Source organism: Caballeronia sp. LZ001 (assembly GCF_031450875.1).
Lineage (GTDB): Bacteria > Pseudomonadota > Gammaproteobacteria > Burkholderiales > Burkholderiaceae > Caballeronia.
In genome coordinates, this window is the sequence record NZ_JARTVX010000003.1 from 696315 (window position 1) to 710279 (window position 13965).

Sequence of the window (13965 nt, forward strand, 5' to 3'; positions counted from 1 at the left end):
GTCGTTTCCCATCGCGCGCACTTCTTGCCTTTCGCATCGCAGGCGCGCGAAAAATATTCAAGCGACTCTCATCTCAGATGAGAATAAAAACACTTCTAACTCTGCTCACGGTTTTGCGAGCCCAAATGCACAAACGGGCGACCAGCCTTTGAAGGATGGTCGCCCGAATGGGAAATCGAACTGCATGATCGATGGAACAAAGATGCGGTAAGCCTGTTACGTACAACGCTGCGTCATGCTTCGACGAAACACGTGCTGCGCTACCGTATCACGAAGTTGGGAGGAGCGATTCACTGCACCACACAAATATGCCGCGAAAACGAAAGCATTCGACATCGTCATGCAATGCTTGAACAATCGCTTCCCGATCCAAGCTAGGCGAGATACTTGCTTACAAGAGCGCCAACCCATTCAGCCTCCCTATCTTGATGCCGCGACCGTCGTTCTCCGCTCAGCTCTTTGCGCTCTGGATACTCGTGGCGGTCCTCTGCGGGCTGCTCACGGCCGCCGTGTGGCTCATGCTTTCCTCGGCGCTCGGCGAGCGCGTCACCGCCGCGAAAAGCCAGGCAACCGTAGCCTGCGCGGCGGTCGCATCGCGCTATGACTTGTCGATGCAACGTCCCGGCGAAACCAATTTCGATCTCATGCACGCGGTCCTCGACCTCGTGCTGATCCGCACCGATGGCATCGAAGGCGGCTTCTGGACCGCGGCCCCTGCAAAGGGCGCACCGAACGGCTTTCTCGCGTACGCCTTTCCCACGTACGAAGGCAGCGGCGTTAAGCGCGATGTCCCCGAGGCCGAAACGCCGCTCATTCTGCGAACGCTAAAAAACGCGGCGAGCGCGAGCCAGATGCAAGAGGATGTCGTGTCGAGCGGCGGCGATGCCGTGGTCGCCGTCGCGTGTCCCGTGCCGCGCCATACCGGCCTCTTTGCGTGGATGCTGACGCGCGCGCATCCACCGCTCGGGCCGTATGGAGAGCGCGCCGCGAGCATTCTCGCGGGCGTGCTTACCATCATCGTCGTGCTTGCGCTCATTCTTGCGCTGGCCCTCAGGCGCTGGAAACGCAACCTCACGCGGCTCGAACAGGCGCTTGCGCCAGCGGGCGCGTTCGAGCAAGGCAAGCGGCTGGAACGGCTCGGCGAGCAGGACCTGGATCAGATCGTCGCGGCGCTCAATCGATACGTCGAACGCGCCGAGCGCCTGCAGCGCGAAGCGAACGCACTGAGCACACAACTCGCGCAGGCGGAGCGGTTCAGCACGCTGGGCAAGATGGCCGCGCAGATCGCGCACGAAATACGCAACCCCGCAGGCGCCATGCGTCTGAAAGCAGAAAACGCGCTTGCTGGCGACGCCACGCGCCGCGAAGCCGCGTTGAAGACGATCATCGAGCAGGTGGGCCGTATCGAATCACAGGTGACGAGCCTGCTTGCCCTGACGCAGCCCGTGACCATCGACGCGCGCGCGGTCGACCCGCACGTATGGCTCGCGGAGATCGTGCAGTCGCACGAGTCGCGCGCGCAATGCCGGGACGTCTCCCTGCACGCGGAGGTCGAGACAGGCGCGACCCAGCCCGTCTTCGATCCCGCGCAACTGGCGCGCGCGCTCGACAACCTGGTGGTCAACGCGTTGCGGCATGCGCCGCCGGGCGGACACGTAACGGTGCGCGTGCATGGCGCACAATGTGCGCAGGGCAAACGTCTGCGAATCGAAGTCATCGACGATGGTTCCGGCGTGAACGTGGCCGAACGAGAGCGCATTTTCGAGCCGTTCGTGACGGGGCGCCCCGACGGCTCGGGGCTCGGTCTTGCCGTGGTTCGTGAGATTGCATCGGCGCATGGCGGGCGCGCCTATCTTGCGGAAGATTCCGACGTGACGCGCTTTGTGATCGATTTGCCATGGCGATCATACTGATCATCGACGACGACGATGCCTTCCGCGAAGGCCTCGCCGAAACCGTTCAGGACTTGGGTCATACGCCGCTCGAAGCGCGCTCCGGCGAGGCGGCGTTCGAGCGGCTGCGTGAGCACGACACCCCCGACTGCATCTTTCTCGACTTCCGGCTGCCCGGTGCGGACGGTCTCTCGGTTCTGGAATCGCTGCGCGAGAACGCAGACCTTCGACGCGTGCCTGTGGCAATGCTCACCGCGCACGCGACGAGCGACAACACCATCGGCGCAATGCGGCTCGGCGCGTTCGAGCATTTAACCAAGCCCGTCGGCCGCGACGAGATCGCCGCGTTGCTCGAACGCATGCTCGCCGCGCACGCCGATGCGCCTGCCGCCGCGCCGCCAGCCTTCGCCGACGAAGCGCCGTCGCGCGAGCCGCAATTGCTCGGCATCAGCGAAACCATGCGCGACGTGCAAAAGCGTCTTGGCCGCGCGGCGGGCACGAGTTCGACCGTGCTCATCACCGGAGAAACGGGCACGGGCAAGGAAGTGGCGGCGCACGTGCTGCATCGCGCGTCGGCGCGCGCCGGGGGACCGTTCGTCGCCGTGAACTGTGCGGCGATTCCAGCGGATTTGCTCGAGAGCGAGCTCTTCGGGCATGGCAAGGGCGCGTTCACTGGCGCGCATGCACAACGGCGCGGGCGCTTCGAAGAGGCGCACGGCGGCACGCTGTTCCTCGATGAAGTGGGCGACATGCCACTTGCCATGCAGGCGAAGCTCTTGCGCGTGCTTCAGGAGCGCCAGGTCACGCCGCTCGGCGCGAATCAAACCATAGCCGTCGATGTGCGCATCGTGGCCGCGACGCATCGTGACCTGCCGGCCATGGTCGCGGCAGGTACGTTCCGTCAGGATTTGCTGTACCGGCTCGACGTGATTCCGCTGCATATGCCGCCTTTGCGTGAACGCGTTGCGGACATCTTGCCGCTCGCGGAGCACTTCCTCTCGACGCTCGCGGCATCGCCGGAAACGCGCAAGCATCTGTCATCCGATGCACAACGTCTGCTCGTCACCTTCGGCTGGCGCGGCAACGTCCGTGAACTCGCCAACGCCATGGAAAGGGCGAGTGCGCTTGCGCCCGGCGCGCTGCTCACGCGCGATGACTTCGCCTTTCTCTTCGATACCGCCGCCAGCGTCAACGACGCCATTCCCGCCAGTCTCGCCGAACTGCCGCTCAACGACGCGCTCGCGCAACTCGAACGGGCGCTGATCGTCCGCGCACTCGCACTCGCCGATGGCAATCGCGCAGAAGCCGCGCGCAGGCTCGGCATCAGCCGCCAGTCGCTCTATACGCGTCTGGCGAACGTCGACTCTTCCAATTCCGGCGACTGAGCAAACGGCGAGTGTCAAGCAACCGGACTACGTGTGTCCGATTCCTTGACACCGTGGTCGCGTGACATGGCGTCGCCCATAGGCTGCAAGGGGTCGAGGCTCATGGCATAGGGCTTGCAAAAGACTGCGCACCTAGTGGAGGAGTGAGTCATGCAATCGACCTCGAAGTATCCCATTCAACTCAACGCTGTTCGCGTGTTCGGCGCGGCGGCTTGTGCCGCTTTGCTCGTGACCAGCACGGGCTGCGTTGCTCAGACGCAAGCCGCGGCGACACCCGTTGCGCCACCGGCAGCGGCGCCCGTCGTACCTCCGCCGGTTGCCGCCGCGCCCGCACCGACTGCCATGCTCGCGCCGCCGCCTGGTCAGGCTCCGCTCGAATCAGCCGACGCCGGCACGGCAGTGGACACACGGGCCACGGTGGCCCGCTTCCTCACCAACCCGGATGGCGACGTCGACGGCTTTCTGACCGACGACGGCGCGCTCGTGCGCTTTCCGCCGCACATGAGCGCGCAGCTCGTCTCCGCGATGCGTCCCGGCGACAGCGTGCAAATCAGCGGCTTGCGCGATGCGGGCGGCAATCTCAAGGCACAACGCATCGCGGATTCGAGAAGCGGCCAGCAACTCGTCGATACGCCGCCGCTTCCGGGCGCGCAACCCATGCCGCGTGAATTGCGTGGCGCGGGGCTCGCGCATCTGAGCGCACAGGGGCAAGTGGCCCATGTCACCACCGCTCCGCGCGGCGAACCGGACGGCGTGATTCTCGCGGATGGCACCGTCATCAAGCTCACGCCTCCGGTCGCGCAGCAGTTTCCGAGTCTTGTCCACACGGGCGCGAAGGTATCCGCGCAAGGCTACGGCACGCGCAATCAGTACGGCACCGCGCTTCAGGCAACGGCATTCGGCGCACCGGGAAAACTCACGCGGCTTTATGACCGCGCTCCGGCCAACCCTTGAAGCTGCCGGTTACAAGCGAACTTTCATCGACATCTGAACGAGGAATCAAAACATGCATTGGATCGACCCTGACAGCCTTCCCGAAACGCGTGGCACCGTGACGCGCTTCCTTCTGAATCCGCACGGCGAACTGGATGGCTTCGTGCTCGGCGCCCGTCATGCGCGGCAGGTTCATTTTCCGCCTCATCTGTCGCGCCAGATCGCGCGGCAAATCGCCGTGGGCGATGAAGTCGGCGTGCGTGGCGTGAAGCCGCGCGGCGCGGACATGATCGCGGCGGTCGCGCTCGTGACGAAGACGGGCAAGGTCATTCTCGACGAAGGCCCGCATCGCGATGGCAAGCCGCATGAGAAGCCGCACGTCGAGCGCGAGCCGATCGACGCGAGCGGTGAAGTGGTGCTCTCGCTCTTCGGTCCGAAAGGCGAGTTGCGCGGCGCATTGCTCGACGATGGCACGTCGCTGCGCATGCCGCCGCATGCCGCCGCCGAACTGGTCGCGTATCTGACTCCGGGCGCGCATGTCCAGGCGTGGGGGCATGGCGTCAAGAATCGTCATGGCTGCACGATCGAAGTCGACGAGATCGCCGAACTGATCGACGCGTAAAGCAAGCACGACGAGGAGAGCGACATGCTGAGTTGGGTACATTTCGGGGATCTGCACGCTTCATCCGACAATGGTTACCAAAGCCTGAACCACCTGAAGGGGTGATCACCCAATGAATCCTCTCTACGCGCTGGAAGGCCTGAACTTCTTCATGGCCGATGTGCAAGCCGGCATCGGACCATTTCTCGGGGTCTTTTTGCAGGCTCAGGGCTGGCATACGGATGCTATCGGAACCGTGATGACGCTCGGCGGCATTGCGGGGATGCTCGCGACCTCGCCAGCGGGCGCACTCGTCGATGCCACGCGTTACAAGCGCGGCCTGATCGTCGTGGCAGGCGTGATGACGACGCTCGCCTCGCTCGTGCTATGGGTATCGCACGATTACTGGATGGTCGCCGCGTCGCAGATCCTCACGGCGGTGACAGGCGCGGCGCTCGGTCCGGCGGTGGCTGGCGTCACGCTCGGCATGGTGCGCGAACGCGGTTTCGACCGGCAGTTCGGGCGCAACCAGGTGGCCAATCACGCAGGCAATGTCGTGGCTGCGGCGCTTTCTGGGTGGCTCGGCTGGCGTTTCGGCTTCGGCGCGGTGTTCGTGCTCGCGGGCTTGTTCGGCGCGATGACCGTGATCTCCACGCTTCTGATCCGGCGAGATTCGATCGATCACGATAGTGCGCGCGGGCTCGGCGCTTCGTCCTCGAAGGAGCGCGAACACGAGCACGCAAGCGGCTTTCGCATGCTGCTCACGTGCAAGCCGTTGCTGCTGCTTGCCGCTTCACTCGCGATGTTCCACCTCGGCAATGCGGCGATGTTGCCGCTCTATGGCCTTGCCGTCGTCGCGGCACACAAGGGCGATCCAAGCGCCTTTACCGCGCAAACCATCGTCATCGCGCAACTCGTGATGGTGGCCGCCGCGTTTTTCGCAAGCCGGATCATTCAACGTATCGGTTACTGGGGCGTAATTCTCATCACCTTTCTTGCACTGCCGCTGCGCGGTCTGGTCGCGGCGATGTTCATCAACGCCTGGGGCGTGTGGCCCGTGCAGGCGCTGGACGGCATCGGCGCGGGGCTGCAAAGCGTGGCCGTTCCCGCGCTCGTCGTGCGCTTGCTGCAAGGCACGGGGCGCGTGAATGTCGGGCAGGGCGTGGTGATGACCGTGCAGGGAATCGGCGCGGCGCTCAGTCCGGCGCTCGGCGGCATGCTCGCCCAGCACTTCGGTTATAAGGTTGCGTTTCTCGTACTCGGAGCCGTGTCCATCGGCTCGCTCTTGTTGTGGCTATTTTTTGGCAGCGCGCTCAAGAAGGCATGCGGCATCCATCGCGATTCTGCCAACGAACCCTCTCTCGCTACATGAATCCGATTTTTCTCTCCTGGGGCATCGGGCTTGCCGCGACTGCCGGCGTCATACTGCGTCCCTTCAAATGGCCCGAGGCGATCTGGGCGGTTACGGGCGCCGTGTTGCTCGTCGCGCTCGGGTTGCTACCGCTGAATCTCGCGTGGCAGGCGATAGGCAAGGGAAGCGACGTCTACCTGTTTCTCATCGGCATGATGCTGCTGTCGGAACTCGGCAGGCGCGAAGGCCTGTTCGACTGGATCGCGGTGCTTGCCGTGAACCATGCCAGGGGCTCGCCCCGAAAGCTCTTTCTGCTCGTGTATCTCGTCGGTGTCGTGGTGACGACGTTCCTTTCGAACGATGCCGCCGCCGTCGTGCTCACGCCCGCTGTTTTCGCGGCGGCGAGGAAGGCGCATACTAAGCCGTTGCCGCTCTTGTACGTGTGCGCGTTCATCGCCAACGCGGCGAGCTTCGTGTTGCCGATTTCGAACCCGGCGAATCTCGTGCTTTACGCGAATCACACGCCCGCGCTGGGCTCGTGGATTGCGCGATTTGCCTTGCCTTCGGTGTTGTCGATCGTTGCGACGTATTTCATGCTGCGCTGGACGCAGTGCGACGAACTCGCTGACTCGTGTGCTCGCGATCTGAACGTCGAACCGCTCAGCGCGAACGGCAAAGTGACGCTCGCGGGCATCGGCGTCACGGCGGTGGCTCTGCTCACCGTCTCCGCGTTCGACATGCAACTTGGCCTGCCCACCGCGATCCTCGGCGTCGGCACCGCTTTGGTGGTGCTCGTGAAAGAACGTCAATCTCCGGTCGAGCTGATGAGCGAGATATCGTGGAGCGTGCTGCCGCTCGTGGCTGGCCTCTTCGTGCTCGTGGAGATGCTAGCGCATACGGGCGTCGTCGCGGCGCTTTCGCAATTGCTGGCGCTCGCGTCGCAGCAGAATCAGACCGTGACGGCGGCGGTGTCGGGCGTGGTCATCGCGCTCGGCAGCAACGCCATCAACAACTTGCCAGCGGGTCTCATTGCAAGCGCGACCGTGCTGCAAGCACATAGCCCCGAACGCGTGATCGATGCGTTGCTGATCGGCGTGGACCTCGGTCCCAATCTCTCGATCACCGGTTCGCTGGCGACTATTCTCTGGCTCTCGTCCATCCGGCGCGAAGGCGAGGAAGTGAGCTTCATGCAGTTCCTGAAGGTCGGTGCGATCGTCATGCTGCCTGCGCTCTTGTTAAGCCTCGGCGCGCGGCTTTTAGCCGGAAATTGAGCTCAGGCATTCGGAGACAAACAATGAGCAGCGCGTGGCTAGTCACGCTCCGCACGAGCAGCCGCTCAACCTCGACTGACCGAGTTCGGGCACACGGGTCGCCGCGAACCTACACGCCGCGACGCAGCGCATCGGCAACGACGACGAACGCAGGAGTCGGCTGACGTCGGCTGGGATAGTAAAGATGAAAGCCTGAAAACGACGGGCACCAGTCAGGCAGCACCCGCACGAGCGCACCGCTTTCGATCTGCGATAAAACCCGCTGTTCGGGCACGAAGGCGAGGCCCACTCCCGCAAGCGCGGCTTTCACGGCCATCGTCGCGCTATTGAAGACGAGTTGTCCCTCCACGCGCACGTTCAACTCGCGTCCGCCTTTCTTGAACTCCCACGCATAAATGCCGCCGGCCGTCGGCAGCCGGATGTTGATGCAGTTATGCGCCGTCAGGTCTCGCGGTGTCTTCGGCTTCGGATGCGCGGCGAAATAGTCGCGCGTGCCGACCACGGCCATGCGCACGTCGGGACCGATGCGCACCGCAACCATGTCCTTGGCCACTTGCTCGCCGAGCCGCACGCCCGCATCGAGCCTCTGTTCGACGACATCCGTGAGTCCGTTGTCGATGAAGAGCTCGATCGTGATGTCCGGATAGTCGGGCAAAAGCCGTTCTATCACCGGCCATAGCAGCATTTCCGCCGCGTGTTCTCCAGCAGCGATGCGCACGGTGCCCGCCGGCGTATCCCGCAATGCGGTGAGCGCGCTTAGTTCGGCCTCGATCTCATCGAGCCTGGGGCCGACCGACTGGATCAGCCGTTCGCCAGCTTGAGTCGGCGATATTTTGCGTGTCGTTCTGGTCAGGAGGCGAAGGCCCAGCCGTGCTTCGAGATTGCGCACCGTCTGACTCAGCGCAGACTGCGAAACGCCAAGCTTCGCGGCCGCCTTCGTGAAGCTGCCCTCGCGGGCGACAGCGAGAAACGCGGTGATATCGGACAGATCGGAACGTGCCATGATGATTTATAAGCCTGGCTTCTAACTTCATGCCGATTTTAGCTCTTTATCGCAGGAAGTCGCGTTGCTACATTGAACGTCGAGACAACTATTGCAAGGAACGCACATGCGGATCATCGAATGCGGCTCGCAGTCCTCGGCGACGGGCCCAGCTGAATATTTCACCGGAACGGTGAGGATCGACGCGCCGTTTGCGGGCGACGAACCCGCGCGCATCGGCGGCGCAACGGTGACGTTCGAACCAGGCGCGCGCACCGCGTGGCACACGCATCCGCTGGGTCAGACGCTCATCGTGATCGCGGGCCGCGGATGGGTGCAGCGCGATGGCGGACCAATCGAGGACATCAGAGCGGGCGACATCGTCTGGATTGCGCCCGGAGAGAAGCACTGGCACGGCGCGACCGCCACCGGCAATGACGCATATCGCCATTGCCGAGAAGCTCGACGGCAGTCCCGTCGACTGGATGGAAAAGGTCACGGACGAGCAGTATCGCGGCGGCGTGCCGGCAAACGACGAAGGAGTCGCATGATGAACCGACATATTCTCGGGAAGAGTGGTCTCGAAGTATCGGCAATCGGCCTTGGCTGCATGGGACTGAGCTTTGCCTACGGCCCTGCAACGGAGAAGGCCGATGCGATCGAACTCATCCGCTCTGCCTTCGAGCAAGGCGTGACTTTCTTCGATACAGCCGAAGCCTATGCGCAAGGCGCGAACGAAACACTGCTCGGCGAGGCACTTGCGCCGTTCCGCGATCAAGTCGTGATTGCAACGAAGTTCGGTTTCGAGGGCGGCGACGTGCAGAAGGGCGTCAACAGCAAGCCGGACAACATTCGCGCGGTGACGGACGCGGCGCTCAAGCGGTTGCGCACGGATCGCATCGACTTGCTTTATCAGCATCGCGTCGACCCCGAGGTGCCAATGGAAGACGTCGCGGGCGCCGTGAAGGAGCTGATTCAGGAAGGCAAGGTCAGACATTTCGGCATGTCGGAAGCGGGCGTCGAGTCCATTCGCCGTGCGCACGCCGTGCAACCGGTTGCGGCTTTGCAAAGCGAATATTCGCTATGGTGGCGTGAGCCCGAGAAAGAAATCCTGCCGCTGCTCGAAGATCTCGGAATTGGCTTCGTGCCGTTCAGTCCGCTCGGCAAGGGTTTTTGACGGGCGCAATCGACGCGAGCACTGGTTTCGATCAAACCGATTTTCGCAATGTCGTGCCGCGTTTCTCGGAAGAAAATCGCAAGGCAAATCAGGCGCTGGTCGACGTGGTCAAGCAGATCGCCACGAGTCTGAACGCGACGCCCGCGCAAGTCGCGCTCGCGTGGCTGCTCGCGCAAAAGCCGTGGATCGTGCCGATTCCCGGCACGACGAAGCTGCATCGACTGAAGGAAAACATCGGTGGCGCTTCCATTGAGTTGACGGCGGACAATCTGCGCGATATCGATACGCGGCTCGCGAATATCATCGTACAGGGTGAACGCTATCCCGCACATTTGCAGGCGCGTGTTGGCAAATGAATCGCCTGCCGATCAGCCAAGCCGATGCCATCGACCCGTCTCCGGGCACACATCTGCTGGCGCGCCTTCAAACCACACTTGCTCGTCATCCAGTTGCGACGAGCTCGCGCCATCCACATCGAACTCTACTTGCAGTGCTTGTGCCACGCAGGCGTTTTCGATCGGAAGTTCCCAGCTCAGGAACACTTGAACGTAGTCCTCGTCGGGCGCGAAGTCGGACACGTTGAAGCTTTCGCTATCGCGTTGAATGACGCCATGAGGCTGGCCCGTATCGAAGATCATGGCGGTTCCGCGGGTCAACGGAATGCGATGACTCGCGGCGGGGAAATGCACGTCCAGACCCTTGTCTTCGCTCAGAAAAAGATTGCAAAAAGCCGCGCCGCCATATTGCGCTCCGTCATGATGGTATCTCGCGCCACGACAGGCCATGAGCGCTATGTCGCTGGCGGCGAGCACGCCGGGTAGTCCGAGCGCGTTCGTCCAGTCGACGATAGCTCGCACGCAGTGCTTGTAGTCCGTCCAGCGCGCGCGAGTTCGCGCCAATGGCATGACCTCGACATCGCCGGGTTCGAGAACGAGCCGCGACATCGCTTCTCTCTGCCAATCGGCGATGAGACTTGCAGGCGGCTCGGGCAAGTCGAGTGTGGTCGACAAAACGATGTCGCTCACGCGTCGGCTGCGGATGGCATCGCCGCTATGAAAAAAGGAAGTCAGCATGTCTCGAACGGGAAGGCGACATCCTCGCGCATCGACTCGCGCACGCACGTTGCAAACGCCAGCGCGGCAGGCTGGATCGATTGTGGCAATTGCAGACAGATGGCGAATGGCGGAAGGGCAGGCAAGCCGGACTCATGAGGCGCAAGCCTTTCGAGGTCGGTGGGTACGGTAAAGGCGAGCCATGCGGTGATCGCAAGGCCCGCCCGCACGGTGGCTGCGGTCGCCTCGATGTTGCCGCTCTCGAACACCGTGCGCCAGGCGATGCCTTCGTCCGCGAGCGCGCGCAGCACCATCGGACGGAAGGCGCAGCGTTCGTCGACCATCGACAGCGGCAATGGGCGCTTGCGCCACGCTTCACTGCCGCGGCCCGTCACCCACACGAGCGGCTCGATGCGGATCACTTCGCCTTCGGCCTCGCTCGCAACGTATTCGACGAGCGACACATCCACCAGACCGCTGTTCAACGCGTTGCGCAGTTCGCGTGATGCGCCGCATACCAGCGAAATTTCCACGTGCGGATGAGCATCGGCGAACGATTTCATCGCGGGCGCGAGCGCGGTGACGAGGTCGTAGGGCACGCCAACGCGAAGGCTGCCGCTTAACGACTGCCCGGTCATGTCGGACCAAATATCGTCGTTGAGCCGCATCAACTGGCGCGCCTTCACGAGGAACTGTTCACCCTTGCGTGAGAGTTCGAGCTTGCGCGTCTTGCGCACGAACAAGAGGCAGTCGAGCAAGTCTTCAAGCCGTTTGACTTGCTGGCTGATGGCGCCTTGCGTCATGTGCAGCCGATTCGCGGCAACGGTCATGCTGCCGCTGTCGGCCACGGTGACGAAGGTGCGGATGAGATCGAGATCGAAGTTTCGAGGCATCGACGCATTATGCATCGTAATGCGTGCCATCAAGATTTTTGGATTTGCTGATGCGTGGGCGATCAGTAGAGTGCAAGTCTCGATATCCGCACGCATGTTCATGGCCTCGCTCAACCTCCCGCTTTTCCTCTTCGCAGTCGTCGCGACCATCACGCCCGGCGGCGCCACTACACTTGCCACCGCGTCTGGCGCGCGTTTCGGCTTCATGCGCTCGATCCCGTTGATGCTCGGCATCGCCATCGGTCTTGCCGTGCTCGGCGCGTTCGCCGCACTCGGGCTTGCCGGTATCTTGCTCGCGATGCCCGCGCTGCAAACCGCCGTGAAAGCGCTTGGTTCCGCGTACTTGTTGTGGCTGGCATGGCGCGTAGCCCGAAGCGGACCGCCGAATGAGAACAGTGGTCCCGCGCGGCCGGTCACGTTGATCAACGGCATGCTGCTCTTGTGGCTCAACCCGAAAAGCTGGGCGATGACCGTCGGCGCCGCGGCGTCCTTCGCGCTAGCGGCGGACAGTCCCAACCGGCTTGCGATTCTCCTCGGCGCGGCCTTCGGCGTTGCGGCATGCGGGTCGCTCGTATTGTGGTGCGCGCTCGGTGCAATGCTTGCACGGTTGCTTAGAACGCCGCGTCATTGGCGCGTGGTCAATCTTGCGATGGGTTTGCTGCTGGCCGCATCCGTCTTGTCGATCTGGAGATGACGATGCAGCGCCTTCGGCCAGCAGCAGAGCCCATCATCAATGCATGGTGGCGTCGCGCAACACCGGCGCTGCGTTCCCCCGGCCGCGGCCTTGGACATACGCAGCGACGATGGCGATTGCAATCGGCACCGTCAAGAAGAGGAACAACTGCCCGAAGTTCCACTTGAAGCTCAGAAGCACCGCACCGACCGACGCACCGGAGATGGCACCGAAGCGGCCGATGCCCGTCATCCAGCTCGTGCCTGTCGCTCGAATCTCCGTTGGGTAGTAGCTCGCGGCCATCGCCGTCCAGCCGGTGTTCGTGGAGTTCGTGCAATAACCGAGCAGGAACACGAGCGTGATGAGACCGGCTAGCCCGACGTTCATCTGCGACACCGCCACCGTGAAGACGAGCGCCCCGAATAGTGTCGCGATCATGACCTTGCGCGAATCGAAGCGATCCATCGTCCAGCCGATGACGATGTTCCCGAGCGTGCCGCCCACTTGCATCATCGCGCCGACGAGCGCCGCGTCAGCCAGCGAGAAGTTGTTGTCCTTGACGATAATCGGCAGCCAGCTGTTCAGGAAGTAGACCGTCATCAAGTTCATGAAGAGCCCGACCCAGAGCGCGAGCGTGACCGTGGTATGCGGTTTCGACACGATGAGGCGAATCACGCCCTTGCCGGCGTGTTCGCGTTCGGGCGTCACGAAGCCGGTCGAACCGTTTACCGTGCCGGGCTGAATTTCGTTGATGATCTTCGCAAGCGCCGTGCGTCCCTCGTGCTTCAGAGCTAAAAACTTCGCGGATTCCGGCAAAACGAAGAACAGCAGAACCGCGAAGAGAAGCGGCACGATGCCGCCGACGACCAGTATAGAATGCCAGCCGTGAGTCGGCACGAGATAGCTTGAGAGGAAGCCGCCGCCCGCCGCGCCAAGCGTGAAGCCGCAATAGATGACCGTTACCATGACCGAACGATGCTTCTCCGGCGCATATTCGCAAGCAAGCGTCGCGGCGTTCGGCTGCGATGCGCCGAGGCCGAGTCCAGTCAGAAAACGCATCACCGAAAGCACTTCGATGTTCGGCGACCAGGCCGAGGCGAGACTCATCACGCCGAAGAAGACGACCGCGGCGATGATGACCTTGCGACGGCCGAAGCGATCGGCCAGCGGACCTCCCGTCAGCGCGCCGATCGCGAGGCCGAATAGTCCCATGCTCAACACTGGCCCGAGCGCGGCCCGGCTGATCTTCCAGTCGGCGATGAGCGCGGGTGCGATGAATCCCATCGCGACCACATCGAAGCCATCGAGAATCAGGACGACGAGTCCCAGCAAAAGGATCTTCCATTGAAAGCCGCTGAATGGCCTCGTATCCAGGAACTGCTGGACGTTCAATTGCTTTACCGCACTGCTCATCGCTGTCTCCTAGTGTCGTGATTGTTGCGACGCTGCCTCAAGCAGACGACGCATGTATTCGATGCAGTCGACGATGACCTTCTCATCGTCCTCATGAAACGCGAATGAGCGCATGTCGAGGCTGCGTCTTTATCGAAGCGATCCTCTCTGTTTAAAGTTTCAGCAATTGGAAGTCAACGATTTTTATCCATGAGTTCTTGTATGGAAACAAACGAGGGTTTTTCCCGAAGTGCCTGCTGTCCAATTGGTTCACGCATCAGGTGATTTTTTCCAGAGAAATGACGCCAAATCTCATGAGCAGCAAGCTAGACTGCTTGTTCCTTTAAGGAAACACGTTCACAA

General features: G+C 62.6%; 11 protein-coding genes and 2 pseudogenes. 9 read left to right on the forward strand and 4 right to left on the reverse strand.

Annotation, left to right across the window (positions count from 1 at the left end; all coding sequences use genetic code 11):
• Nucleotides 1-428: 428 nt before the first annotated feature.
• From P9292_RS07620 to P9292_RS07645, 6 genes are all read left to right on the forward strand, one after another.
• Entirely contained in the window at nt 429-1913 is a 1485-nt protein-coding gene (locus P9292_RS07620) for a HAMP domain-containing sensor histidine kinase (protein ID WP_309958754.1), read from the forward strand.
• The gene (locus P9292_RS07625; protein ID WP_309958472.1) at nt 1898-3277 is read left to right on the forward strand and encodes a sigma-54 dependent transcriptional regulator; all 1380 of its coding nucleotides are present in this window, start codon (nt 1898-1900) and stop codon (nt 3275-3277) included. Before P9292_RS07620 ends, P9292_RS07625 begins: the two co-directional genes overlap by 16 nt.
• 150 nt (nt 3278-3427) lie before the next feature.
• Entirely contained in the window at nt 3428-4231 is an 804-nt protein-coding gene (locus P9292_RS07630; protein WP_309958473.1) for a hypothetical protein, read from the forward strand.
• A 52-nt stretch (nt 4232-4283) separates the two neighbouring features.
• Nucleotides 4284-4832 (forward strand): hypothetical protein, encoded by a 549-nt coding sequence (locus P9292_RS07635; RefSeq protein ID WP_250468223.1) that lies wholly within the window; start codon nt 4284-4286, stop codon nt 4830-4832.
• Nucleotides 4833-4944: 112 nt separating this feature from the next.
• Complete coding sequence (locus tag P9292_RS07640; protein ID WP_309958474.1) at nt 4945-6183, forward strand: MFS transporter; 1239 nt, start codon at nt 4945-4947, stop codon at nt 6181-6183.
• The gene (locus P9292_RS07645) at nt 6180-7433 is read left to right on the forward strand and encodes an arsenic transporter (RefSeq protein WP_309958475.1); all 1254 of its coding nucleotides are present in this window, start codon (nt 6180-6182) and stop codon (nt 7431-7433) included. The genes P9292_RS07640 and P9292_RS07645 overlap by 4 nt, the downstream gene beginning before the upstream one ends.
• 109 nt (nt 7434-7542) lie before the next feature.
• Here the strand turns inward: P9292_RS07645 and P9292_RS07650 are convergent, their stop codons facing one another.
• Nucleotides 7543-8436: a LysR family transcriptional regulator gene (locus P9292_RS07650; protein WP_309958476.1), complete on the reverse strand. Its 894-nt coding sequence runs from the start codon at nt 8434-8436 to the stop codon at nt 7543-7545.
• A 106-nt stretch (nt 8437-8542) separates the two neighbouring features.
• Here P9292_RS07650 and P9292_RS07655 point away from each other — a divergent pair.
• Both P9292_RS07655 and P9292_RS07660 read left to right on the forward strand, forming a co-directional pair.
• Nucleotides 8543-8966, forward strand: a pseudogene (locus P9292_RS07655) (cupin domain-containing protein).
• Nucleotides 8966-9948 (forward strand): annotated as a pseudogene (locus tag P9292_RS07660) (aldo/keto reductase). The pseudogenes P9292_RS07655 and P9292_RS07660 overlap by 1 nt, the downstream one beginning before the upstream one ends.
• A gap of 12 nt (nt 9949-9960) precedes the next feature.
• Here P9292_RS07660 and P9292_RS07665 read toward each other — a convergent pair.
• Nucleotides 9961-10665, reverse strand: coding sequence for a hypothetical protein (locus P9292_RS07665; protein WP_250468228.1), 705 nt, complete (start codon nt 10663-10665; stop codon nt 9961-9963).
• Nucleotides 10659-11537, reverse strand: coding sequence for a LysR substrate-binding domain-containing protein (locus P9292_RS07670; RefSeq protein ID WP_309958477.1), 879 nt, complete (start codon nt 11535-11537; stop codon nt 10659-10661). The genes P9292_RS07665 and P9292_RS07670 overlap by 7 nt, the downstream gene beginning before the upstream one ends.
• A gap of 100 nt (nt 11538-11637) precedes the next feature.
• Here P9292_RS07670 and P9292_RS07675 point away from each other — a divergent pair, with 100 nt between their 5' ends.
• Nucleotides 11638-12231 (forward strand): LysE family translocator, encoded by a 594-nt coding sequence (locus P9292_RS07675; RefSeq protein WP_309958478.1) that lies wholly within the window; start codon nt 11638-11640, stop codon nt 12229-12231.
• Nucleotides 12232-12267: 36 nt separating this feature from the next.
• On the opposite strand, the gene P9292_RS07680 is transcribed toward P9292_RS07675, so the two are convergent.
• Complete coding sequence (locus P9292_RS07680) at nt 12268-13623, reverse strand: aromatic acid/H+ symport family MFS transporter (protein ID WP_309958479.1); 1356 nt, start codon at nt 13621-13623, stop codon at nt 12268-12270.
• Nucleotides 13624-13965: the final 342 nt, after the last annotated feature.

Excerpts from the sequence above, each read along its gene's own strand:
- P9292_RS07630 (WP_309958473.1), top strand. The coding sequence starts at position 3,428 with ATGCAATCGACCTCGAAGTATCCCATTCAACTCAACGCTGTTCGCGTG.
- P9292_RS07675 (WP_309958478.1), top strand. The coding sequence starts at position 11,638 with ATGGCCTCGCTCAACCTCCCGCTTTTCCTCTTCGCAGTCGTCGCGACC.
- P9292_RS07670 (WP_309958477.1), bottom strand. The coding sequence starts at position 11,537 with ATGCCTCGAAACTTCGATCTCGATCTCATCCGCACCTTCGTCACCGTG.
- P9292_RS07625 (WP_309958472.1), top strand. The coding sequence starts at position 1,898 with ATGGCGATCATACTGATCATCGACGACGACGATGCCTTCCGCGAAGGC.
- P9292_RS07640 (WP_309958474.1), top strand. The coding sequence starts at position 4,945 with ATGAATCCTCTCTACGCGCTGGAAGGCCTGAACTTCTTCATGGCCGAT.
- P9292_RS07650 (WP_309958476.1), bottom strand. The coding sequence starts at position 8,436 with ATGGCACGTTCCGATCTGTCCGATATCACCGCGTTTCTCGCTGTCGCC.
- P9292_RS07680 (WP_309958479.1), bottom strand. The coding sequence starts at position 13,623 with ATGAGCAGTGCGGTAAAGCAATTGAACGTCCAGCAGTTCCTGGATACG.
- P9292_RS07645 (WP_309958475.1), top strand. The coding sequence starts at position 6,180 with ATGAATCCGATTTTTCTCTCCTGGGGCATCGGGCTTGCCGCGACTGCC.
- P9292_RS07620 (WP_309958754.1), top strand. The coding sequence starts at position 429 with ATGCCGCGACCGTCGTTCTCCGCTCAGCTCTTTGCGCTCTGGATACTC.
- P9292_RS07635 (WP_250468223.1), top strand. The coding sequence starts at position 4,284 with ATGCATTGGATCGACCCTGACAGCCTTCCCGAAACGCGTGGCACCGTG.
- P9292_RS07665 (WP_250468228.1), bottom strand. The coding sequence starts at position 10,665 with ATGCTGACTTCCTTTTTTCATAGCGGCGATGCCATCCGCAGCCGACGC.